A 22,383-nucleotide genomic window follows, 5' to 3' on the forward strand; every position below is an offset into this window, starting at 1 on the left:
GATGCGCCTGGCCTCTGCGCTGCTGGCCCTGCTGCTGTGGCTGCCGCTGGCCTCGCATGCGCAGCAGCTGGCGCCGGTTCCTGCGCTGGATTCGCCGGTGGTCGATACCACCGGCACGCTGGATGCCGCGCAGAAGGAGGCGCTGGTGCAGCAGGCGATCGAACTGCAGCAGCGCAAGGGCAGCCAGCTGCAGGTGCTGGTGGTGCCGACCACCCAGCCGGAAGACATCGCGCAGTACACCACGCGGGTCTTCGACCAGTGGCAGATCGGCCGCAAGGGCGTGGATGACGGGGTGCTGCTGGTGGTGGCCAAGGACGACCGGCGCGTGCGCATCGAGCCGGGCTACGGTCTGGAAGGCGCCATTCCCGATGCCATCGCCAACCGGGTCATCCAGGAATACCTGGTGCCGCGCTTCCGCAGCGGCGACTACGCCGGTGGCATCACCGACGCCACGGCGGTGCTGGTCAAGCTGATCGACGGCGAAACGCTGCCGGCACCGGTCAGCGGCCATCGCGGTCGGGAACCTGGTGGTGGCGGCGATACCTGGTTCCTGGCGTTGTTCATCGGTGTGTTCGCCGGCAGCATCCTGCGCGGCGTGTTCTCGCGCGTGCCGCGACCGCTGCGTGGCCTGCTGGGTGGTGCCGGTGCAGCGCTGGCGGCGTTCCTGTTCACGTCCACGCTGCTGGCCAGTGGCCTGGCAGGCGTCGTAGGGCTGATCGTGGCCATGCTCTCCGGTCATCCGGGCCGCTTTGCCGGCGGCGGCGGCTGGGGCGGTGGCAGCTGGGGTGGCGGAGGCGGCTTCGGCGGGGGCGGTGGATTTGGTGGTGGCGGCGGCTGGGGTGGCGGTGGTGGCCGCTCCGGTGGTGGCGGTGCTTCGGGGGGCTGGTGATGATCCAACGTCTATGTCGGCACGTGTTTTCGCCCTCGGTGCGGCGCGCGTTCCCGCCGGCCACACTGCAGGCGATCACCGAGGCCATCGCGGCCGGTGAGCAGCGCCATGGCGGGCAGGTGATGTTCGCAGTGGAAGCGGACCTGCCGCTGGGTGCGCTGTGGCACAGGGTGACCCCGCGCCAGGCCGCCGAGCACGCCTTTGCACGCCTGCGCACCTGGGATACCACCCACAACAACGGCGTGCTGATCTACCTCCTGCTGGCTGACCACGCCATCGAGATCGTCGCCGACCGTGGCCTGCAGGGCCGGGTCAGCCCGGCACAGTGGCAGCGGGTCTGCACCCACCTGCGCGAGGGGCTGCGTGGTTCCCATCCGGTGGAAGCGCTGCAGGATGCCATCGACGAGGTCTCCACCCTGATCGAAGGGCACTTTCCGGCCTCGACGCGGTCGAACGATGACGGCCTGCCCAACACGCCCCAGCTCCTTGGTTGAGCCGGGGCGGCACTGGCCCGAGAATAGGCGTTCAACCGCAAGGCACCTTCCATGATCTATTTCCACGACATCGACCCCATCGCCCTCTCGCTGGGGCCGATCAAGGTGCACTGGTACGGCATCATGTACCTGCTCGGCTTCACTGCGGCCTGGCTGCTGGGCCGCAAGCGCATCGCCGACGGGCGCCTGCCGGGGGTCGATGCCAACGGCTTCTCGGACCTGCTGTTCTACGCCATGCTCGGCGTGGTGCTGGGCGGGCGCATCGGCTTCATGCTGTTCTACGCGCTGGGCGATTTCCTGCACAACCCGCTGCTGCTGTTCAAGGTGTGGGATGGCGGCATGAGCTTCCATGGCGGCCTGCTGGGCGTCGTGGTTGCGTGCTGGTGGTGGTCGCGCCGCAACCGTCTGCACCTGTTCGACACTGTTGATTTCATCGCCCCACTGGTGCCGATCGGCCTGGCTTTGGGTCGGGTTGGCAATTTCATCGGTGCCGAGTTGTGGGGCAAGTACACCGACGGTACCTGGGGCGTGGTGTTCCCGTCCGGCCTGCCGGCTCCGCTGAACCAGCTCGACCACGCGACCCTGCAGGCGCAATTTGCAACCGGTGCGCTGAACCAGTACGCGCGCCACCCTTCGCAGCTGTATGAGGCGGCACTGGAAGGCCTGGTGATGTTCACCGTGCTGTGGTGGGTCTCGGCCAAGCCGCGTCATCGCTATGTGGTATCGGGCCTGTTCGCACTGATGTACGGCATCTTCCGTTTCGGCCTCGAGTTCGTGCGCATGCCCGACAACGGCGTCTACATCGCCTTCGGCTGGCTGACCAAGGGCCAGATCCTCAGCCTGCCGCTGATCGCCTTCGGCCTGGTGCTGCTGGTGATGTCGCGCCGCGCGCCGGTACTGCAGCCGCAGCCGCTGGTAGCTGCCGAGGGCAAGGCATGAAGGCTTACCTGGACCTGCTCTCGCACGTGCTCGAACACGGCGCCGAGAAAAGTGATCGCACCGGCACCGGCACCCGCAGCGTGTTTGGCTGGCAGATGCGTTTCAACCTGGCCGAAGGCTTCCCGCTGGTCACCACCAAGAAGCTGCACCTGCGCTCGATCATCCACGAGCTGCTGTGGTTCCTGAAGGGCGACACCAATATCGGCTACCTGAAGGACAACCAGGTGCGGATCTGGGACGAGTGGGCCGACGAGAACGGCGACCTCGGCCCGGTCTACGGCAAGCAGTGGCGCAGCTGGGCTACCGCCGACGGTCGCGAGATCGACCAGATGCAGTGGCTGGTGGACGAGATCAAGCGCAACCCCGACTCGCGCCGGCTGGTGGTCAGTGCCTGGAACGTGGGCGAGCTCTCGCAGATGGCGCTGATGCCGTGCCACAACCTGTTCCAGTTCTACGTGGTGGACGGCAAGCTCAGCTGCCAGCTGTACCAGCGCAGCGGCGACATCTTCCTCGGCGTGCCGTTCAACATTGCCAGCTACGCGCTGCTGACTCACATGGTGGCGCAGGCCACCGGCCTGGGCGTGGGTGACTTCGTGCACACGTTGGGCGATGCGCACCTGTATTCGAACCACTTCGAGCAGGCCCGCGAGCAGCTGTCGCGTGAACCGCGCGCGCTGCCGACGCTGTGGTTGAACCCGGAGGTGACCGACCTGTTCGGCTTCCAGTTCGACGACATCCGCATCGACGGCTACGATCCGCATCCGGCGATCAAGGCGCCGGTGGCGGTATGAGCGCGCGCATGCTGTCCCGGTGTCTGTTGGCGCTGTGCGCTGCGCTGCCTCTGGGCATGGCCCAGGCCGCAGCGGCGGATACACTGTCGCTGGCCAGGCAGGTCAATGAGCAGATCGTGCACAAGCACATGCGCGAGGAAGTGCAGGCGTTCGCCGGAGCATTCAACGGCAGCACGATGCTGCCCCAGGATGTTCCGGAAGGCTGCCGGGCGCAGATGCGTGAGGCGGTAACCGGCATGTACACGGCGATGACCGAGCACCTGAAGGCGGGCGTCGAGAACCCGGCGTATCAGCGTGAGCTTGAACAGGGTCTGGCCACCGTCTATTCCAACGACCAGCTGAAAGCGTTCCTGGCGCGCGGCGCCAGCGACGATATCGCTGCGCTGTCGGCAGAGATCCTGTCGGGACCGGGCCGGAAGGAGATCGAAGAGGCGCAGAAGCAGAAGATCCTCGCTGGCCTGGATGAGCAGACCACGTCCAGCCCTGCGCTGGCTGCGGCGTTGCAGGCCGCCAGTGCCGCAAACGCTGCCTGCGAACGCCTGCAGATCGACGCCAGCTGAGGAGGTGGTAGCAATGAAGCTGTCGATGATCGTGGCGCTGGACCGCAACCGTGGCATCGGCCAGGGCAATGCCATGCCCTGGCACCTGCCGGATGATTTCAAGCATTTCAAGGCGCTCACCCTGGGCAAGCCGATCCTGATGGGGCGCAAGACCGCCGAGTCGATCGGCCGCGTGCTGCCGGGGCGGACCAACCTGGTGCTGACCCGCAGCGGCCAGGTGCCATTCGAGGGCATGCGTGCGGTGGCGTCGCTGGACGAAGCGAAGTTGATTGCCGAAGGCGAGGGCGCGAGCGAGCTGTGCATCATCGGCGGCGGCGAGATCTTCCGCCAGCTGCTCGACCAGGCCAGTGACCTGTACCTGACCTGGGTGAATGCTGAAGTGCCCGCCGACACGCATTTCCCCGAAGTGGATGCGCAGGACTGGCGGGAAGTGAGCAGCGAGCCGCACCCGGCCGACGAACGCCACGCCTACGCGTTCCGCTTCGTGCACTACGTGCGCCGCTGATCGCTGCGCATCTGTAGAGCCGAGCCATGCTCGGCTGCTGTTGCCGGACACATCCCGTAGCCGAGCATGGCTCGGCTCTACAGGATTGCCTACGGCATCCGGTAATGCCCGATGATCGTGTGCTGGAACAGCAGGTTCTCTTCCCGCGTGCCGCGCGCGATGTTGTGCAGCACCAGCGGCGTGCCATTGGCCAAGCGCCGGTCGGAGACGATACCCACATGCAGCAGGCCGTTGCCGTTGAGCTTCCAGGCGACGATGTCGCCGGCTGCGTAGTCGGCGGCGGCGGTGCTGATCGGCTGCTGCCAGCGCTGCCGCTCGAACCAGCGCATCAGGTTCGGTACGCGACGATGATCGATGTTGCGGTCCGGCCGTGACAGGCCCCAGATCGCCGGATAGGCACTGAAGTTGCCGCGCATGTCTTCATGCACGCGTGCCTGCAGGTCCAGGCCCTGGCTGCGCAGGGCGCGCACCACCACATCGGTGCACACGCCGCGATCCAGTGGCACGTCGCCGCCGGGATAGGCCAGCACTTGATAGGCAGGGTCGTAGCGGGTGGTGACGCCGATCTGCGCGCGCGCCGCAGCCACCAGTGGCGGCGAAGGCGCCTGTGGTGGCGTCGGTGTGCGTTCAGCGCTGTCCGCAGCCGTGGGAGCAGTCGGCGAGCCGGGCTGGCAGCCGCTGGCCAGGGCCAGCGTCAGCAGCAGCACCGTCCATGGTGCCCAGCCGTGCCGCGTCATGCCTGCGGCGGGGTGCTGTTGTTGTTGGGACCGCCGGAGCCACCACCGCCACCGCCACCACGGCGACGACGACGGCGCGGGCCGCGGTTGCCCGGGTTGGCGGCCGGAGCATTGCCGCCGCCCTGTTCCTTGCCCTGCGCCGGTGCGGCCGGGCGCTCGTGCGCCGGGCGCGCTGGCGGGCGGGCGTTGGGCACGGGTGCCGGTACATCGCGGCCTGGCACCTGCACCACGCGCAGTTCATCGGTATCGAGCTGGATCGCGGTCAGCTTGCCGCCCCAGACCGCGCCGGTGTCGATGGCGTGCACGCCCTGGGTGATGGTCAGGCCCAGCGCCGACCAGTGGCCGCAGACGACCTTGAGGTCACGCTCGACCCGGCCCGGCACTTCGAACCAGGGATACAGCCCCTGTTCCTGGGTACCCGGCGTGCCCTTGTCCTCGATGCCGATACGCCCGCGCGGGGTGCAGTAGCGCATGCGGGTGAGCACGTTGATGATCGCGCGCGAGCGGTCGTAGCCGGACAGGTTCGGTGCCCAGCTCGGCTTGTCGCCGTACATGTTGCGGAACAGCTTGCGGTAGCCGGCGCCGTGCAGCTGCACCTCGACTTCGGCTGCATGCTTCTCGGCCATCTGCGTGGTCCACTTCGGCGCCAGGCCGGCGTGCACCATCATCCAGCCCAGCTCGCGGTCCACGTGCACCAGCTTCTGCAGGCGCAGCCAGTCGAGCAGTTCGTCGCGGTCCTCGGCCTGCACGATGCGCAGCAGGTCCGGGTTGACCTTGCGCTGTTCCTCTTCGGTGCGCGCACCGACGGCCAGCAGCGAAAGGTCATGGTTGCCCAGCACCACTACGCTGTGCTCGCGCAGCGAATGCACCAGCCGCAGCGTTTCCAGTGACTGGCCACCGCGGTTGACCAGGTCGCCGCAGAACCACAGGGTGTCCTGCGCCGGGTCGAAACGGATCTTCTCCAGCAGTCGCTGGGTGACGTCATAGCAGCCCTGCAGGTCGCCGATCGCCCACACACTCATCGTTCGGCCTCCGTGTCAGTGCAGGGTACGCGGGATGGCCAGCACGAAAGGTGCGACCGGCGCGGCAAATTCGGTGCCGTCGTCGGCGACCATGTCGTAGTGGCCCTGCATGGTCCCGTGATCGGTCCCCAGCATGACACCGGACGTGTAATGGAAGTCTTCACCGGGACGCAGGCGCGGCTGCTCGCCGATCACCCCGTCACCATCGACATGCTCGACGCGGCCGTTGGCATCGGTGATACGCCAGTGGCGTGCGACCAGGCGCGCGGCAACACGCCCCTGGTTGTGGATGCGGATCGTGTAGGCGAACGCATAGCGCCCGTCTTCCGGCGCGGATTGATCGTCGAGGAAGCGCGGTGCGACTTCGACGGAGATGGCATAAACGTCAGCGTCTTCCATACCGGCAGTGTAATCAGGAGGCATTGGCCAAAGCGATGAATTCGGCCACGTCCAGCTGTTCGGCGCGGGCATCGGGACGCACGCCGGCGGCAACGAACTGTTCAGCGGACACCACGTTGTTCAGGGCGTTGCGCAGGGTCTTGCGGCGCTGCCCGAAGGCGGCCTTGACCACCTCGGCGAAACGCTTGTGGTCGTGGATGTTGATCGTGGCCGGGTCACGCGGCACCAGCCGCACCACGGCCGAATCGACCTTCGGCGGCGGCCGGAACGCGCCCGGCGGCACCACGAACAGCGAGGTCACCTGGCAGTAGGCCTGCAGCATCACGCTGAGCCGGCCGTACACCTTGCTGCCGGGGCCGGCGGCCATGCGGTCGACCACTTCCTTCTGCAGCATGAAGTGCATGTCGCGGATCACCGCCGCATGTTCCAGTGCATGGAACAGGATCGGCGAGGAGATGTTGTAGGGCAGGTTGCCGACCAGGCGGATCGGCTGGCCGGCAGCCAGCTCGGTGAAGTCCACGCGCAGCACGTCGCGGTGGACGATGGTCAGCTCGCCCAGCGGCTCGGCGGCGGCGGTCAGTGGCGCGATCAGGTCGCGGTCGAACTCGATCACCGTCAGTTTCGGATGCACGCGCAGCAGCGGCAGGGTGATCGCGCCCTGGCCGGGGCCGATCTCGACCAGGCGGTCACCGTCTTTCGGGTTGACCGCCATCACGATCTTGTCGATGTAGTGGCGGTCGGCCAGGAAATGCTGGCCAAGCTGCTTCTTGGCCGGGGCGGTGAACACCGGGCCGGAGGGGGAATGCGGGGAATTCATGCGCTCAGTGTACGTTGCCGCGCAAGCTGCGCACACAGCGTCGTTGCCGCCTGCAGGCTGGAAGGATCGGCAATGCCGCGGCCGGCAAGGTCCAGCGCGGTGCCATGGTCCACCGCCACGCGCGGGTAGGGCAGACCCAGGGTCAGGTTCACCGCCTGCTCGAAGCCCGAATACTTCAGCACCGGCAGGCCCTGGTCGTGGTACATCGCCAGCACGGTGTCGAAGCCTGCCAGCTTGGCCGGCAGGAAGGCGGTATCGGCCGGCAGCGGCCCGATCAGGTCCATGCCCTCCGCGCGCAGGCGCTGCAGCAGCGGGATGACCAGGTCCAGTTCCTCGCGGCCCAGATGACCGTCTTCACCGGCATGCGGGTTCAGGCCGAGCACGGCGATGCGTGGCGCGGGCAGGCCGAATTCGCGGCGCAGCGCAGCGTGCACGGTGCGCAGGGTGTGTTCCAGGCCGGGCGCGGTGATCGCGTCGGCCACCTCGCGCAGTGGCAGGTGGGTGGTGGCCAGGGCCACGCGCACGATGTGGTTGGCCAGCATCATCACCACCTTCACCCCGGCCTGGTCGGCCAGCAGTTCGGTGGTGCCGCTGTAGGCGATGCCGCCTTCGTTGATGACCGCCTTGTGCACCGGGCCGGTGACTACGCCGTGCAGTTCGCCGGACAGACAGGCCTGGCCGGCACCGAGCAGGGCGCCGATGACGGCGCCGGCATTGGCCGGATTGGCCTGGCCGAAGTGGCTGGGCACGGTATTGGCTACCACGCGCACACGCAGATCGCCGGGGACGCGTGCTTCGGCGTCCTCGGGCAACAGCTGCAGGGGCAGGTTCAGCGCGGCCGCGGCCGCGCGCAGGGTATCCGGGTCGGCGAAGGCCAGCAGCCGGCAATCTTCACGCGGCTGCTGGACGAGGCGGACACACAGCTCCGGGCCGATCCCGGCGGGCTCGCCCGGTACCAGAGCGAGCTCGGGGCGCATCGGTCAGGACTGCGGCGGCGTGGCGGTGTTTTCCGCGCGGTCGCCGCTGCGGAAGCTGACGTAGGCTTCGCCACGCAGTTCCTGCAGGAAGCGGTTGTACTCGTCTTCCAGCTTGCGGCGGCCGATGGTCTCGCGGACCTGGGCACGCTGGTTGTCAGTGGTCACGTCGGTCTGGCGGGTGCCCACGCGCTGCACGATGTGCCAGCCGGCATCGGTGCGGAACGGCTGGCTGACGCCACCGTCCTGGATGCCGGACACCTGCTGGCCGAACGCCGGACCGAACGCGTCGGCCGGGAACCAGCCCAGATCGCCGCCCTGGCCCTTGCTGTTGTTGTCCTCGGAGGACTCCTTGGCCACGGTCTCGAAGTCCGCGCCACCGGCGATGCGGGCACGCAGGGTATCGATCTTGGCCTTGGCGGCAGCGTCGGTCTGGTGATCGTCCACGCGCACCAGGATGTGGCGGCCGTGGTACTCGGTGACCGTGTGCTCGCCACCGCTGGCGGCGCTGGCATCACGCACTTCCACCAGCTTCAGCAGCTGGAAGCCGCTGGGGCCGCGGATCGGGCCGACCACTTCGCCGGGCTTCATCTTTTCCATCATCTGCGCGAAGGCCTGCGGGATTTCGTCCAGGCTGCGCCAGCCCAGGTCGCCGCCTTCCAGCGCGTTGGGGCTGTCCGAATAACGCACGGCGGCGGCGTTGAAGTCCAGCTCACCCTTGTCCAGCAGGGCCTTCACGCCTTCGGCCTTCTTCTGGCCGGTGGCGATCTGGTCGGCGTTGGAGCCGTCGGGCAGGGCGATCAGGATGTGCGCCAGGTGGTACTGGTTGCCAACCGTGGCCTGCTGCTTCAGGGCGGCGTCGACTTCGCCCTCGCTGACGCTGATGCGGCTCTGCGCGAAGCTCTGGCGCAGGCGCTGCACGGTGATTTCATCGCGCACCGAAGCGCGGAAATCGTTGAAGTCGATGCCGTCGTGGGCCAGGCGCTGGCGCAGTGCATCCAGGTTCGAGCCGTTCTGCTGGGCGATGGCATTCATCGCCTGGTTCAGCTCCTGGTCGCTGACGCGGATGCCGCTGCCCTGGGCGCGGGCCACCTGCAGCTTGACCAGCACCAGGCGCTCGAGCACCTGGCGGCTGAGCACGTCTTCCGGCGGCAGCTGGTTCTCACGGCCGGCGTACTGCGCCTTGATGTTGGCGATCGCACGCTGGAGCTCGCTCTGCAGGATCACGTCCTCGTCGACGACGGCGGCGATGCGGTCCAACGGCTGCGCCTCCTGCGCGAGCACCTGCAGGGGGGCGGACACGCTGGACACCGCCAGCAGGGAGGCGAGAAGAACGGGGAAGCGCTTGGTCATGGGATCTGATTCGGATCGTAGTCATCCCGGGTCGCCCCGGTGTTGCTGGGCGGCACGAGATAGAGGTCGTCGCGGTTGTAGCCGAGGATAGCACGGCGCAGCGTACGGTCCGTGTCCTGGCCGATGGAGCTGAGGCCCTTGAGGACGAACTCCAGCTGGATGGAATTGTTCATGTCGCCTTCGCGGTTGCGCACGTAGCGGCGGGCCACTGCACGCACGGCCAGGCAGCAGCTGTCCCACTGCACGCCGGCGATGATCTCCAGCGGTTCCTTGTCCTGCAGTGAGTAGTAATACCGGCCCACCAGGCTCCAGCGCGCATTCAGCGGGTACAGGAACGACAGGTCGGCCTGCTCCAGCAGGGTCCGGTCATGCTTGTTGGCGGTTGCCGGGGCGCCGGCATTGATGCGGTAGCGGTAGCTGAGGTTGATCACGCCATCGTTGGGCATCAGATAACGGGCGCGGACGCTGGCCAGATCCTCGCGCTTGTACTTCGGGTCCCACTGGTAGGTGGCGCCCAGGGTCCAGCGGTCGTTGATCATGTAGTTGCCGTCGGCGATCCACGCCGACTTGCCCTTCTCCACCGGCGCGCCGCCCGGCGTGGTGCTCACCCGCGATTCGTCGAAGTACTGGATCTGGCCGATCGCGGCCGAGAAGCGTTCCTTGCCGGTGGTCTGGTCGATGAAGCGGGTGCCCAGTGCCAGGGTCAGCTGGTTGGCATCGTTCTGGCGGTCGGCGCCGGTATAGCGCGAGTCGCGGAACAGCTGGCCCCAGCTGAAGGTGAAGTCACGGGTGTCGAAGATCGGCAGCTCGTCCTGGTTGCGGTAGGGCGTGCGCAGGTAGAACAGGCGTGGCTCCAGGGTGTGCAGGAACGACTTGCCGCGGATGGTGGTCTCGCGGTCGAAGAACAGGCCGGCATCGAGGCTGCCGATCGGCAGGCTGCGGCTGGGCGAGGTATTGCCGCGCAGCTGCTCGGGCGTGGCGGTGTTCGGATCGATGCCCTGGGAGGTGAGCACGGTACGGCGGACGCTGTCGGCCAGGCCGCGATCCAGGTCATAGGCGGTGTAGCGGTAGGCCAGGGTCGGGGTTACGTACCAGGCTGCGCCACTGATCGGGAACGACACGTAGGGCTTCACGTCCAGGCGCGAGCCACCGAACATGCGCTGCACCTGCCCGTTGCGGGTGTACTGCAGGTCGGTGCCGGCACTGGCGTCGTACTTGAAGTTGACGTCGTCGTGGGTGAAACGCACCGCTTCGGTGTAGATGCCGGTTTCCAGCCACGGCAGCACCGGCTTGTTCCAGTTGAAGAACAGGCGTGGCTCGCGGTTGTAGGGCAGGGCGCGCTCGTCGAGGGTGTAGTCGGTCAGCTGCCAGCGGTCGGCCATGATGCCGGCCGTCCAGTTCTGGCCGGTGCCGTACAGGCCGATGGTGCTCTGCAGGTTGGAGGCGGTCACCCCCACCAGGCGGTTGGCGAAGTCCTCGACATAGCGTTCGTCGCTCACCCAGGCCAGGTTGGCGCGGGCCTGCCAGTGGCTGTTCACGTTGTGGTAGCCGTCGAACATCACACGGCCGCGGTCGCGGTCGCGCAGCTTGTCGTTGGGCATGTAGCTGGTCAGCACCTCGCCACGGCCGCCGTTGTAGAGGTAGCGGAACTCATTGTCGAGCAGCAGGCCGCGCCGGCTCATGTAGCGCGGGGTCAGGGTGTCGTCGTAGTTCGGCGCCAGATTGAAGTAGATCGGCTGCGCGTAGTCGACACCGTTGCGGCCGGACATGCCCAGCTGCGGGAACAGCAGGCCGGTCTTGCGACGGTCATCGATCGGGAACTTGAAGTAGGGCGCCCACAGCACCGGCACCTTGCCGATGCGCAGCACGGCGTTGCGGGCCGTGCCGAAGCCTTCGTCGTTGTCCACTTCGATCTGCGGCGCCGACAGCTTCCATACCGGCTGCGACGGGTCGCAGGTGGTGTAGGTGGAGCGGTGCATCTGGCCGACCGCGCCCTGCAGGTCGACCGACTCGGCATCACCGTTGCCCCGGCGCGACACCAGCTGGTACTTGATGTCGGAGATCTTGTGGGTGTCGCTTTCCTGGTTGCCTTCGGCGCGCTTGGCGACCATCCGGATCGACCCGTCCTGGTAGCGGACATTGCCGTCGGCGATGTAGTTGCCGGTCTCGGTGTCGAAGCTGAGCTTGTCGGTACCGACGAACTGGTCACCCCGGCGCAGCGCCACGTTGCCCTCGTACTGCGGCACCGTGGTGGTGCCCAGCAGCTGGTCGCCTTCGATGTCGGTCGGCTGGTTCTCGCGGGCGGCTGCGGCAGCAGCCTTGTCCTGGGCCGGGACCGGGGTGGGGGCGTCGGTGAACGCGGGAATGACGTCGGTGGCCGGGCACAGGCCCCAGTTGAGCGGCTTATCATCGGCCATCGCCGGCAGGCTGATGGCGATGCTCAGAGGCAGGGGAAGCAGGCGGAGGGCTCGGCGCACGCGGTTCGGATTCGGGCGAAAACGGACGGTAGCTTGCCCCATCCCTTGCATAGGGGCAATGAAGGGCGCCGGAGCCTGCCGGTTCGGGTTCATCCGGCGGAGGCACCCGCAGAGGGTGTGATCAGGGCCTGGACATGGGCCACGCTGCACTCGGCCAGGGCCTGCAGGTCGTAGCCTCCCTCCAGCATCGAGACCACCCGGCCGGCGGCGTGACGGCGTGCCAGCGCATGCAGTTCACGGGTGATCCAGGCGAAATCGTCGGTCTCCAGCATCAGATCGGCCTGCGGGTCGCGCAGGTGGGCGTCGAAGCCGGCGGAGATCAGCAGCAGCTGCGGACGGAAGTCGTCGATGGCTGGCAGCATCTCGTCGGCCCAGACGTTGCGGAAGCGGAAGCCGCCGCTGCCCGGTGGCAACAGGATGTTCATCAGGTTGCCGGCACCGCGGTCGCGGCGCAGGCCGGAATTGGGGAACAGCCCGGCCTGGTGGGTGCTGTAGTAGGAGACCCGGGCATCGTGCTGGAAGATGTCCTGGGTGCCATTGCCGTGGTGGACGTCGAAATCGACCACCGCGATCCGCTCCAGGCCATGGCGGTCACGGGCATAGGCGGCAGCGATGGCGATGTTGTTCAGCAGGCAGAAGCCCATCGCCGTGCTGCTGGTGGCGTGGTGGCCCGGCGGGCGTACCGCGCAGAAGGCCAGCGGGTCCTCGCCCAGCATCACCGCATCGACCGCGGCCACGCCGGCACCGGCGGCGTGCACGGCGGCGCTGGCCGAGCCGGGCGAGGTCCAGGTGTCCATGTCCAGCTGGCGCAGCGGCGCGGTCTGCGGCTGCAGCACGAAGTCGAGCAGGGCGCTGTCGTGGACCCGGGTCAGTTCGCCGAACTTGGCCGGCGGCGCCTCGCGCCAGTCCAGCTGATCAGGGAAGGCGGCGTGCAGTGCGTCGAGTACGTACTGCAGGCGCTGCGGGCACTCCGGGTGGCCGGGGCCGGGGTCATGCAGCAGGCAGGACGGGTGGGTATAGACCAGCATCGTGCCGACTCAGCGCTGGCGCTGCTGTGGCTGCCACAGCGCTTCGCCGTGGCCATCGGCACGGGCCAGCACCCGGGCCAGCACGAACAGCAGGTCCGACAGCCGGTTGAGGTACTGCAGCGCTTCGCTGCGCACAGCCTCGTGGCGGGCCAGGGTGACCGTCTCGCGCTCGGCGCGGCGGACGATGGTGCGGGCCAGATGGCAGCGCGCGGCGGCTTCGCCGCCGGCCGGCAGGATGAATTCCTTCAGCATCGGCAGGTCGGCGTTGTAATGGTCCAGCTGCTGTTCCAGGGCCGAGACGTCGGCGGCGTGGATCGCGGCATGGCCGGGAATGCACAGCTCGGCGCCCAGGTCGAACAACTGGTGCTGCAGATGCACCACCAGCGCGCGCACATCCTCGGGCAGGGGCGCGGCCAGCAGCAGGCCGAGCGCGGCATTGGCCTCGTCGACGGTGCCGTAGGACGCCACGCGGGCGTCATCCTTGGCTACGCGCTGGCCGTCGCCAAGGCCGGTACTGCCGTCGTCGCCGGTGCGGGTGTAGATGCGCGAGAGGCGATGACCCATGGCGCGGCTCAGTGGCGGATGTCGCGGCGGGCCTGCTGGAGCTTCAGCACCTGCTCCACGGCCAGCTGCAGGGCGGCGGCCAGCGCCACATAGATCGCCGTGGTGCGCAGGTAGGGCCCGAACCACTGCGCGTAGTTCTGTGCCCAGCCGGCCAGGGTCGGCTCGGCCACGTTGCGGCTGCTCCAGTAGAAACCGCCCTGTGCCAGCAGGTGGCAGACCGCCACCGAAGCGACCAGCAGCAGTGCGCCCTTGGCCAGTACCGGCCAGCGCGCGCTCTGGTAGTTGCGGCCCAGCAGCATGCCGCCGGCCCACAAAGAGAAGTAGGCAGGCAGCAGCAGCCAGTAGCCCGGCGACACGCAGTAGTGCTGCCAGAAATCCAGACCGCTGCTGCGGATCACGATCCAGTCCACCAGCACCGCGAACACCATCAGCAGCGGGAACGCCCAGCGCGTCCAGCGCGCCAGGTAGAAGCCACCGATGAAGAACACGGCCCAGGAGGCATCCGGAATGGCCGCGAAGTGATTGACCCGGGTCGCCGCCAGCAGCAGTACGAGTACGGACAGGACGAAGGCGCGGTTGGCGGTATCGGACATGGTGGGGGCCCGGAGCGGATTCAGGTTTCATTCTAGCCCGCCGCGCAGGTTGGCGCAGGTGCCGCCCGTTCGGCGTACAGTCGGGGCGAGCGCGTATCATGAACACATGAGTGAACGACATGACGTGCTGATTGTCGGTGGTGGCCTGGTGGGTGCCAGCCTGGCCATTGCCCTGGACCGCCTGGGCCGCGACGTGGGCCTGCTTGAGGCCAGCCCGGCCGGCGAGCTGCCTGCGGTGTTCGACCAGCGCAATCTCAGTTTCGCCGCTGCCACCGTCAATGCGCTGACCGCGCTGGGGGTGATGCAGAAGCTGGCGATGGCACCGGGCCCGATCCGGCGCATCCATGTCAGTCGTGCCGGCGATTTCGGCCGTGTGCAGCTCGAAGCGGCCGATTACGACCGGCCGTGGTTCGGCCAGGTGGTGGTCGCGCGCGATTTCGGCCAGGCGCTGGAAGCGCGCCTGCAGGAACTGCCGCGCCTGCGCCGTTACCGGCCGATGCGGTTCCTGGGGCTGGGTGAGGTGGTCGATGGTTACCGCCAGGTACGGGTGGCTGACGAGGCTGGCGAACGCGTGCTGCTGGCACGGTTGGTGGTGGGGGCCGATGGCACCACCAGCGGCGTGCGTGGCGCGCTGGGCATCGAAGTCGACCGCCATGATTTCCAGCAGACCCTGTTCGTGGCCCGCGTGCGCAGCCAGCGCGCGCCGGATGGCACCGCCTGGGAACGCTTCACCGATACCGGCCCAACCGCCCTGCTGCCGCGTGGCGATCGTCACTTCGGAACCGTGCACGGCGTAGCGCGCGACCAGGTCGATGCGGTGATGGCGTTGGACGATGCGGCCTGGCTGCAACGCCTGCAGAACGCGATCGGCTGGCGTGCCGGCCGCCTGCTTGAATCCGGCCCGCGCAGTGCCTACCCGCTCATCCAGGTGCTGGCGCGCGCGCTGGCTGGTGAGCGCACGGTGCTGCTCGGCAATGCCGCGCAGACCATCCATCCGCTGGGCGCACAGGGCTTCAACCTGGGCCTTCGCGATGCGCTGACCCTGGCCGAACTGCTGGAGGATGCGCATGAGGATGCCGGCAGTGATGCATTGCTGAAGGCCTACGTCGCGCGCCGCGAGGAAGATCGCCGGCAGACGGTGGCGTTCTCCGGTGGGCTGGCACGATTGACCAGCAACCCGGCACCGCTGATGCGGCCGCTGCGCAGCCTCGGCCTGGTGGCCGCACAGCGCGCGTCGGTGCAGTCGATGCTGGTCGGTGGTGCGATGGGCTTCCGTGGTGACGTGCCGCGCCTGTGCCGCGGAGAAGCCGCATGAGCCGGCGCACGCGTCTTGATGTGGCCATCGTTGGTGGTGGCGTGGTCGGTGCCGCGTGTGCGCTGGCGCTGGCCGATGCCGGCCTGTCGGTTGCGCTGGTGGAAGGCCGCGAACCGGCACCGTGGCAGGCCGCACAGCCGGACCTGCGGGTGTTCGCCTTCGCCGCCGACAACGTGCAGCTGTTGAACCGCCTGGGTGTGTGGCCGGCGATCGCGCAGGCCCGCGCCTGGCCTTACCGGCGCATGCAGGTGTGGGATGCGGCCGGTGGCGAGGATCTGTTGTTCGACGCCGATCGCTTCGGCCGTCGTGAGCTGGGCTACATCGTCGAGAACGGCCTGCTGCAGGATCGCCTGTGGGCGGCGCTGCCGGCGGCGGGCGTGCAGCTGCACTGCCCGGCACGGGTGGAGGCGCTGGAACAGGATGATGACGGCGTGCGCCTGCGCCTGGACGACGGTCGTCGCCTGGAAGCGGCGCTGGCAGTGGCGGCCGATGGTGCCGAGTCGACCTTGCGCCAGCTGGCCGGGATCGAGGTTGAAAAGCATGACTACCACCAGCGTGGCGTGGTGGCCTATGTGGACAGCGATCTTCCCAACCAGGCCACCGCATGGCAGCGCTTCCTGCCGACCGGGCCGCTGGCGCTGCTGCCGGTGGCCGAGCGTCGCAGTTCGATCGTCTGGACCCTGCCCGAGGATGAAGCGGCTCGCGTGCTGGCCCTGGACGAGGACGCCTTCAACCGCGAACTGACCCGTGCCTTCGCTGCGCGCCTGGGCGAACTGCGATTGGCGTCACCGCGTGCGGCCTTCCCGCTGCGTCGCCAGCTGGCCCGTCACTACGTGGCTGGCCGCGTGCTGGCGCTGGGTGATGCTGCGCATGTGGTGCATCCGCTGGCCGGGCAAGGCGTGAACCTGGGCCTGCGCGATGTCGCCGCCCTGCAGCAGTGGCTGGCGCCGTCGGCCGAACGCCGCGGCCAGCCGCGGCTGTCGCCGCAGCGCCTGCAGCGCTGGGCACGCGAACGGCGCAGCGACAACCACATCGCCGCCTACAGTTTCGATGCGATCAACCGCCTGTTCTCCAACGACGAAATGCACCTGACCCTGGCCCGCGGCCGCGCGCTGGGCTGTGTCGGCAAGTGGCCGCCGCTGGTGCAGGCGTTCTGGAAGCGCGCCGCCGGGGTCTGACCGGAATACAGGTCGCTCTGGCAGGTGCCAACGCCGCTCTGGTAGGTGCCAACCTTGGTTGGCACAAGGCTGGAAATACCCTCGCCTCATCTGGGCCCAGGATGCCTGATGGATGTGCCAACCAAGGTTGGCACCTACCAGAAGCGGGCTCCGCTACCGCCGTTGATCCAGTAGATCCACGCCATGCGTGGATGAAGATCGCGCCGGTGGATCAATCAACCAGCCAACCAGCCAGGTCGGCACGATCCAGCTTGCCGCGACGCTTCACGTCCAACGCATTGAACTCATCGGCCAGCGCCGGATTCGCCTGCGCTTCTTCGCGACTGATGAAACCATCGCTGTTCACATCCAGCGCAGCGAAGTGGATGCGGTACTGGCCGACCACGCTGCTCGGTTCCAGCGAACGCACGGTCACCTGTGCCTCGCCGGCTGGCCGTGCAATCTCGACGCTGCCGCTGACCCGGCCGGCATCCAGCGGTTGCTGGCGGATCGCGCCGCCGGTCGGGCCCAGTGGCTGGCTCTGTGCAGGGGTGTGCGGCAGCTGCTGGGCAATGGCCGGTGCGGCTGCCAGCACGGTGATCAGCATGGCGAGCGGGTGGTATCGCATGGTTCCCTTCCTCGGTAGCGCCGGGCCATGCCCGGCGGGCATGTTCCTCAGCGCAGCGGCGAGGCCAGTACCGTGATCTCCTCACGGTCGTGATAGAGCTGCTTGGCGCGGACCACCAGCGGCTTGCCGGCCTGCTCCTGGAACAGGTCCAGGCACAAGCGGGTTTCGTCCCAGCGCTTCTTCATCGGCAGTTTCAGGTTGAAGATCGCGTGCCTGCACCAGCCTTCGCGGAACCAGGTGGCCATGCGTTCGGCCACGCGCCGCGGCTGCTCGACCATGTCGCAGACCATCCAGTCCAGCGGCTGTTCCGGGTGCCAGTGGAAGCCATCGGCGCGCAGGTGCTCGACCAGGCCGGTGTCCAGCACGTGCTGGCGCAGTGGGCCGTTGTCGATGCTCAGCACGTGCATGTGCTGGCGGGTCAGCACCCAGGTCCAGCCGCCGGGTGCGGCACCCAGGTCGGCCGCGCGCATGCCGGGCCTGGCCAGCGCCTCGCGCTCTTCCGGGGTCAACAGGGTCAGCAGTGCTTCGTCCAGCTTCAGCGCCGAACGCGACGGCGCTTCGGGCAGCAACTTCAATCGCGGGATGCCCAGTGCCCACGGCGCGCTGTCGGCCGGGTCGGCCACGCAGACGAAGGCGTGGGTGCCGTCGACGAACACCACGTGCAGGCGCGGCAGGCGGTCGTTCGGCTTGTCGGTGAGCTTGCCGGCCTTGCGCAGCGCCGGGCGCAGCGCATTGCCGAAGGCACGGGCCAGCCCGGACAGCGGCTTGCCGGCGTCCGAATCGGGATGCTCCACCCACAGGTCGCCGAAGCGCGGCGCATCGGCCAGCACCTCCAGCATCGGGGTGATGCGGTCGGCTGGGTCCAGCTGCGGCAGCTCGGCCAGCACCACCAGCTTCTGCCGCGCGAAGATCAGTTCGCGCCAGCGCAGCCGTGGCGCCAGTGCCGCAGCTTCGTCGCACATGAAAAGCACATAGCCATCATTGCGCTGGGTGCGCGCATAACCGGCGAAACCGGCTTCACCGGCGCGGAACTGCAGTTCGCCGGCCAGCTCGGGCTCGAAGCCCTGCCGGCACAGGCACAGCAGGCCGATGCCGGCCTCAGTAACGGGCGCCATCGCTTTCCCCATAGGCGCGCAGCACGCTGCGTGCGGCGTCGCGGTTCAGGCCCTGCACCACTTCGATGCCGCGCTTGTTGAGTTCGCCCACCCAGTCGGCCGGCAGCGGGCCTTCGTCGAACGGGGTCAGTTCCTCGACGTCGGCCGAGTTGGCACCGATCAGCAGGCGGTCGATGCCGGCCCACACCGTGGCGCCGTAGCACTGGCAGCACGGCTGCGAGCTGGTGGCCAGGGTGACCGGCGACAGCACCGCGTTCAGGCGCGGGGTCTGCAGGCGCTGCTGGGCCAGCATGTAGGCCATGTTCTCGGCATGCGCCAGCGAGGTCGCGTGCGGCATCACCCGGTTCACGCCGGCGGCGATCACCTTGTCATCCGGGCCGAACACCACGGCGCCGAACGGGCCGCCACTGGCGTGCTCGACGTTCAGCCGCGACAGCTCGATCGCCAGCGCGACCTTGGCCTCATCGCCCGGATATCGACGATCCAGGTCGATCTGGTCGTGGATCCAGGCGGGAAGGGTCAGGTGGACTTGCGCGTACAGCATCGCGGGGGTGCCTCGTGTGGGATGGGAAAAAGTGCGGTTGCTTGGGGAACCGGCGCGCAGTGTAGCCGCACGGGCCTGTACCGGGTGTGGGCGTGGGTCAGCCCGGCGAGCCGGTGCGGATCACCACGTACTGCTTGCGGAATTCCAGCCCGGCCTGCGGCCAGCTGGCCGCGTAGGCGCGTAGCAGGGGCAGGGCGGCGGCGAAGTCGTGGCCGTTGACCCGGCAATCGGCCTCGCACAGGCCGTCGGCATCGCGCGAGGCGAACAGGCGGATGGCGAGGAACTGGCGGGCTTTCAGCAGCTCATCGAAGGCCTCCATGCTGCGGGTGAACAGGCAGCAGGGGCAGGAACCGTGGTCGTCCTCGCTGCAGGTGGAGGCATCCACCTCCTGTGCGCGGTAGTGCGCCAGCGGCCCCAGTACCACGGTGCGCTCGTGTTCCTCGCCATCGTCACCGGCCGGATAGGTCAGGCCCATCATCGGCAGGCCCTGCGCGTCTTCGGCGCCGATCGCGGTCTGCAGCGTCGCCAGGTCCACCCGCACCCAGGTCTGGAAGCCAGACAGCAGCGATGCCTGCTCATCGGCACCGTTGGCGTGCTGGTACTCGAACAGGCCATCGGCGAACAGCAGCGGATGCTGGCTCTCGATGACGGTAGATGTCTGCCAGCCGCCGTTGTCGCGCGCGTGCGCGGCCATCGCATGCGGGGTCAGGCGCAGGCCGCTGTCCAGCAGCAGCGCGTCGCCGTCGACGTGGCTGGCGATGCCGGCCTCCTGCAGGACCTGCTGCAGCAGCGGGAGGAGGGCGGTGGAGGTCGTGGTCATGTCAGGCCTGTGGATGGATGGGGTGGAACATCCAGGCAAGGCCTGGGGATCTAGCGGTCGAGCGCGTCAAGTTCGGCGCGATATCGCTGCGCGTCGGACTGCTGCTGCGGATCGTTGCCGTGGTCGCGCAGCCACGTTTCCAGTTCGCGGCGATAGTCCGCGCGGAAATCGGCATTGCCCGGGCTGAAGTGCAGCTTGCGCGCCGCCACTTCCACCCGCTCGCGCGCGCTGGCCCGGGCCTGGGCGATGCCGTGCGGCGATTCATTGGTGAGGATGACGAAGTTGCGCGGGAAACCCGGCGTGTACTTGACCACGAACGGCTGGTCGGGCGCCGGGATGCGGATCGCGTTCTCCAGCGGCCACAGCGAGGCGGTGTTGGTGTGGAACACCACCTCCACGTCGCGGCCCTCGGCGGTGCGCAGCACCCCTTCGTAGCGCCAGATGTACTGCTCGTTCATCGTCGAACTGGTGCGCTCGGACTTCACGATCACCGCTTCACCAGGCTCGCCCACCACGTTGAGGAAGGCGGCGTTGAGGAAGTGGCCGAGGAAGATGTTGAGCATCGCCAGCGGGAACACCACGATGGCGTAGCCCGGAAAACGCCGCCACCACGAGACCAGCCCGGCCAGCACCATCGCCGAAAAGAACGTCAGCAGCGGATGCTGCGAGATGAACCAGAGCAGGACGGAGAGGGCGGTGATCATCGTCGGATTCGTGCGGGCGCCTTCCCGGCGCCCGCGCAGGTCCTCAGGCCGACCAGGTGTCGCGCAGAGTCACGCTGCGGTTGAACACCGGCCTGGCCTCGGTGTGGTCGCGGCGGTCGGCGACGAAGTAGCCGGTACGCTCGAACTGGAACGACTGCTCCGGCGCGGCGCTGGCCGCGGCCGGCTCGACATAGCCGGTGACGGTGCGGCGCGATTCCGGGTTGAGGTAATCACGGTAGGTCTTGCCTTCCGATTCGTCGTCCGGGTTCGGCACCGAGAACAGGCGGTCGTACAGGCGGATCTCGGCCGGCACGCCATGCACGGCGCTGACCCAGTGGATGGTGCCCTTGACCTTGCGGTTGGCGCCTTCCATGCCCGGACGCGATTCCGGATCCAGCCAGCCGCGCAGCTCGGTGATGGTGCCGTCGGCGTCCTTGATCACTTCGTCGCAGCGGATGATACCGGCGCCCCGCAGGCGCACTTCGCCACCCGGCACCAGGCGCTTCCAACCCTTCGGCGGCACTTCGGCGAAGTCCTCGCGGTCGATCCACACTTCGTGTGCGAACGGCACTTCGCGGCTGCCGAAGCTCTCGTCCTTCGGGTGGTTGCTGAAGGTCAGCTGCTCTTCATGGCCTTCCGGCAGGTTGGTCAGCACCAGCTTGACCGGGTCGACCACCGCCATGCGGCGCGGCGCTGCACTGTCCAGGTCTTCGCGCAGCGCGCCTTCCAGCACGCTGAAGTCGATCAGCGAATTCTGCTTGCTGATGCCCACGCGCTCGGCGAACAGGCGCATCGCGGCGGGGGTGTAACCACGGCGGCGCAGGCCCTGCAGGGTCGGCATGCGCGGGTCTTCCCAGCCGTCCACCAGCTGCTCGGTGACCAGCGCCATCAGCTTGCGCTTGCTCATCACCGTGTAGTTGATGTTCAGGCGCGAGAACTCGATCTGGCGCGGTTTGGCGGCTTCGCGCGGCAGGCCGGCATCGACCAGCGGCTGGGTCAGCGCGTCGTCGTGCGCGAAATCGACGTTGTCCACGCACCAGTCGTACAGCGGGCGGTGGTCTTCGAATTCCAGCGTGCACAGCGAGTGGGTGATGCCTTCGATCGAATCACCCAGCGCATGGGCGAAGTCGTACATCGGGTAGATCGGCCACGCATTGCCGGTGTTCTGGTGCTCGACGTGCTTGATGCGGTACAGGGCCGGATCGCGCAGGTTGATGTTGCCGCTGGCCATGTCGATCTTCGCTCGCAGGGTGCGCGCGCCATCCGGGAACTCACCGGCACGCATGCGGCGGAACAGGTCGAGGTTCTCCTCGACGCTGCGGTCGCGCCACGGCGACGGGCGGCCCGGTTCGGTCAACGTGCCACGGTAGGCGCGCACTTCCTCGGCCGACAGGTCGCAGACATAGGCCTTGCCCTGTTCGATCAGCTTCTCGGCGGCCAGGTAATAGGTCTGGAAGTAGTCCGAGGCGTGGCGCAGCTCGTTCCAGCTGAAGCCCAGCCAGCGCACGTCGTCCTGGATTGCGGCCACGTATTCCGGGTCTTCCTTGGCCGGGTTGGTGTCGTCGAAGCGCAGGTTGCAGACGCCGCTGAACTCGCCGGCGATGCCGAAGTTCAGGCAGATCGACTTGGCATGGCCGATGTGCAGGTAGCCGTTCGGTTCCGGCGGGAAACGGGTCTTGATCGCCTGGTGCTTTCCGCTGGCCAGGTCCTCGCGCACGATCTGGCGGATGAAATCGCGCTTTTCGTGGCTGTCGGCGGGGGTCTCGGGGCTGGCGGGGGTGTGCTCGGACATGAGTCGGCGAAAAGAAAGGCAGAAAGATCGCCAGTCTAACGCGTACGGGGCAGGGCTGCCCGGTAGGGTGTGGGGATGCCGGCCAGCGGGCGGCACAAACCCGGCCACATGCCGGGGGCGGCCGGCGCGGGGCGGGCGGAGGGGGGGAGGCCGGGCAATGGGGTGT

Annotated in this window: 23 protein-coding genes and 1 pseudogene; 8 read left to right on the forward strand and 16 right to left on the reverse strand. The window is 68.1% G+C overall.

The window, feature by feature from the left end; translation table 11 throughout:
- Position 1 precedes the first annotated feature (1 nt).
- From ABE423_RS14460 to ABE423_RS14485, 6 genes are read left to right on the forward strand one after another with little or no spacing between them, the layout of a single operon-like run.
- On the forward strand, positions 2 to 889 hold the full coding sequence (locus ABE423_RS14460; protein ID WP_180838332.1) for a TPM domain-containing protein: 888 nt from the start codon (positions 2 to 4) through the stop codon (positions 887 to 889).
- Positions 889 to 1,383: a TPM domain-containing protein gene (locus ABE423_RS14465; RefSeq protein WP_346486515.1), complete on the forward strand. Its 495-nt coding sequence runs from the start codon at positions 889 to 891 to the stop codon at positions 1,381 to 1,383. Before ABE423_RS14460 ends, ABE423_RS14465 begins: the two co-directional genes overlap by 1 nt.
- 51 nt (positions 1,384 to 1,434) lie before the next feature.
- Positions 1,435 to 2,322, forward strand: a complete 888-nt coding sequence (gene lgt, locus ABE423_RS14470; RefSeq protein WP_125895694.1) for a prolipoprotein diacylglyceryl transferase — start codon at positions 1,435 to 1,437, stop codon at positions 2,320 to 2,322.
- Complete coding sequence (locus tag ABE423_RS14475) at positions 2,319 to 3,113, forward strand: thymidylate synthase (RefSeq protein ID WP_121504902.1); 795 nt, start codon at positions 2,319 to 2,321, stop codon at positions 3,111 to 3,113. The genes lgt and ABE423_RS14475 overlap by 4 nt, the downstream gene beginning before the upstream one ends.
- An 8-nt stretch (positions 3,114 to 3,121) precedes the next feature.
- Positions 3,122 to 3,673 carry a hypothetical protein gene (locus tag ABE423_RS14480; protein WP_346486517.1) on the forward strand — a complete coding sequence of 184 codons (552 nt, stop codon included), beginning with the start codon at positions 3,122 to 3,124 and terminating at the stop codon, positions 3,671 to 3,673.
- Between the two features lie 13 nt (positions 3,674 to 3,686).
- Positions 3,687 to 4,178: a dihydrofolate reductase gene (locus ABE423_RS14485; protein WP_125895693.1), complete on the forward strand. Its 492-nt coding sequence runs from the start codon at positions 3,687 to 3,689 to the stop codon at positions 4,176 to 4,178.
- Between the two features lie 89 nt (positions 4,179 to 4,267).
- Here the strand turns inward: ABE423_RS14485 and ABE423_RS14490 are convergent, their stop codons facing one another.
- The 10 genes and pseudogenes from ABE423_RS14490 to ABE423_RS14535 form a co-directional block, all read right to left on the reverse strand.
- Entirely contained in the window at positions 4,268 to 4,915 is a 648-nt protein-coding gene (locus ABE423_RS14490) for a DUF1287 domain-containing protein (RefSeq protein WP_180838333.1), read from the reverse strand.
- On the reverse strand, positions 4,912 to 5,937 hold the full coding sequence (locus ABE423_RS14495) for a symmetrical bis(5'-nucleosyl)-tetraphosphatase (protein WP_121504905.1): 1,026 nt from the start codon (positions 5,935 to 5,937) through the stop codon (positions 4,912 to 4,914). Before ABE423_RS14495 ends, ABE423_RS14490 begins: the two co-directional genes overlap by 4 nt.
- Before the next feature lie 15 nt (positions 5,938 to 5,952).
- Positions 5,953 to 6,336, reverse strand: coding sequence for a Co2+/Mg2+ efflux protein ApaG (apaG, locus tag ABE423_RS14500; protein WP_005412297.1), 384 nt, complete (start codon positions 6,334 to 6,336; stop codon positions 5,953 to 5,955).
- A 13-nt stretch (positions 6,337 to 6,349) separates the two neighbouring features.
- Positions 6,350 to 7,153 (reverse strand): 16S rRNA (adenine(1518)-N(6)/adenine(1519)-N(6))-dimethyltransferase RsmA, encoded by an 804-nt coding sequence (gene rsmA, locus ABE423_RS14505; RefSeq protein ID WP_049398140.1) that lies wholly within the window; start codon positions 7,151 to 7,153, stop codon positions 6,350 to 6,352.
- Positions 7,150 to 8,130, reverse strand: a complete 981-nt coding sequence (gene pdxA, locus ABE423_RS14510; RefSeq protein WP_049398141.1) for a 4-hydroxythreonine-4-phosphate dehydrogenase PdxA — start codon at positions 8,128 to 8,130, stop codon at positions 7,150 to 7,152. Before pdxA ends, rsmA begins: the two co-directional genes overlap by 4 nt.
- Positions 8,131 to 8,148: 18 nt before the next feature.
- Positions 8,149 to 9,480, reverse strand: a pseudogene (locus tag ABE423_RS14515) (peptidylprolyl isomerase); the annotation flags it as partial.
- The gene (lptD, locus tag ABE423_RS14520; RefSeq protein WP_125895688.1) at positions 9,477 to 11,957 is read right to left on the reverse strand and encodes an LPS-assembly protein LptD; all 2,481 of its coding nucleotides are present in this window, start codon (positions 11,955 to 11,957) and stop codon (positions 9,477 to 9,479) included. The gene lptD and the pseudogene ABE423_RS14515, both read right to left, overlap by 4 nt.
- A gap of 89 nt (positions 11,958 to 12,046) precedes the next feature.
- Complete coding sequence (locus ABE423_RS14525; protein WP_032129908.1) at positions 12,047 to 12,985, reverse strand: histone deacetylase family protein; 939 nt, start codon at positions 12,983 to 12,985, stop codon at positions 12,047 to 12,049.
- 9 nt (positions 12,986 to 12,994) lie between these two features.
- Complete coding sequence (locus tag ABE423_RS14530) at positions 12,995 to 13,549, reverse strand: cob(I)yrinic acid a,c-diamide adenosyltransferase (RefSeq protein WP_049460916.1); 555 nt, start codon at positions 13,547 to 13,549, stop codon at positions 12,995 to 12,997.
- Positions 13,550 to 13,557: 8 nt separating this feature from the next.
- Complete coding sequence (locus tag ABE423_RS14535) at positions 13,558 to 14,142, reverse strand: hypothetical protein (protein ID WP_019338105.1); 585 nt, start codon at positions 14,140 to 14,142, stop codon at positions 13,558 to 13,560.
- A 106-nt stretch (positions 14,143 to 14,248) separates the two neighbouring features.
- Between ABE423_RS14535 and ubiH the strand changes: the two genes are divergently transcribed.
- The gene (gene ubiH / locus ABE423_RS14540; RefSeq protein ID WP_125895687.1) at positions 14,249 to 15,457 is read left to right on the forward strand and encodes a 2-octaprenyl-6-methoxyphenyl hydroxylase; all 1,209 of its coding nucleotides are present in this window, start codon (positions 14,249 to 14,251) and stop codon (positions 15,455 to 15,457) included.
- A complete protein-coding gene (locus ABE423_RS14545; RefSeq protein ID WP_121504906.1) occupies positions 15,454 to 16,635 on the forward strand; it encodes a UbiH/UbiF family hydroxylase in 1,182 nt (393 codons plus the stop codon). Before ubiH ends, ABE423_RS14545 begins: the two co-directional genes overlap by 4 nt.
- A 211-nt stretch (positions 16,636 to 16,846) precedes the next feature.
- On the opposite strand, the gene ABE423_RS14550 is transcribed toward ABE423_RS14545, so the two are convergent.
- The 6 genes from ABE423_RS14550 to ABE423_RS14575 form a co-directional block, all read right to left on the reverse strand.
- Positions 16,847 to 17,242, reverse strand: coding sequence for a hypothetical protein (locus ABE423_RS14550; protein WP_100437916.1), 396 nt, complete (start codon positions 17,240 to 17,242; stop codon positions 16,847 to 16,849).
- A gap of 47 nt (positions 17,243 to 17,289) precedes the next feature.
- Complete coding sequence (gene rlmM / locus ABE423_RS14555) at positions 17,290 to 18,357, reverse strand: 23S rRNA (cytidine(2498)-2'-O)-methyltransferase RlmM (RefSeq protein ID WP_032129913.1); 1,068 nt, start codon at positions 18,355 to 18,357, stop codon at positions 17,290 to 17,292.
- Complete coding sequence (locus ABE423_RS14560; protein ID WP_004154307.1) at positions 18,341 to 18,901, reverse strand: nucleoside deaminase; 561 nt, start codon at positions 18,899 to 18,901, stop codon at positions 18,341 to 18,343. Before ABE423_RS14560 ends, rlmM begins: the two co-directional genes overlap by 17 nt.
- A gap of 97 nt (positions 18,902 to 18,998) precedes the next feature.
- The gene (locus ABE423_RS14565) at positions 18,999 to 19,721 is read right to left on the reverse strand and encodes a DUF6348 family protein (protein ID WP_125895686.1); all 723 of its coding nucleotides are present in this window, start codon (positions 19,719 to 19,721) and stop codon (positions 18,999 to 19,001) included.
- 50 nt (positions 19,722 to 19,771) lie between these two features.
- Positions 19,772 to 20,425, reverse strand: a complete 654-nt coding sequence (locus tag ABE423_RS14570) for a membrane protein (protein WP_049422868.1) — start codon at positions 20,423 to 20,425, stop codon at positions 19,772 to 19,774.
- Between the two features lie 43 nt (positions 20,426 to 20,468).
- Positions 20,469 to 22,217: a glutamine--tRNA ligase/YqeY domain fusion protein gene (locus ABE423_RS14575; RefSeq protein ID WP_346486525.1), complete on the reverse strand. Its 1,749-nt coding sequence runs from the start codon at positions 22,215 to 22,217 to the stop codon at positions 20,469 to 20,471.
- Positions 22,218 to 22,383 lie beyond the last annotated feature (166 nt).

It is taken from the genome of Stenotrophomonas sp. TWI1409 (assembly GCF_039673015.1).
In the GTDB taxonomy this organism is placed as follows: domain Bacteria; phylum Pseudomonadota; class Gammaproteobacteria; order Xanthomonadales; family Xanthomonadaceae; genus Stenotrophomonas; species Stenotrophomonas maltophilia_A.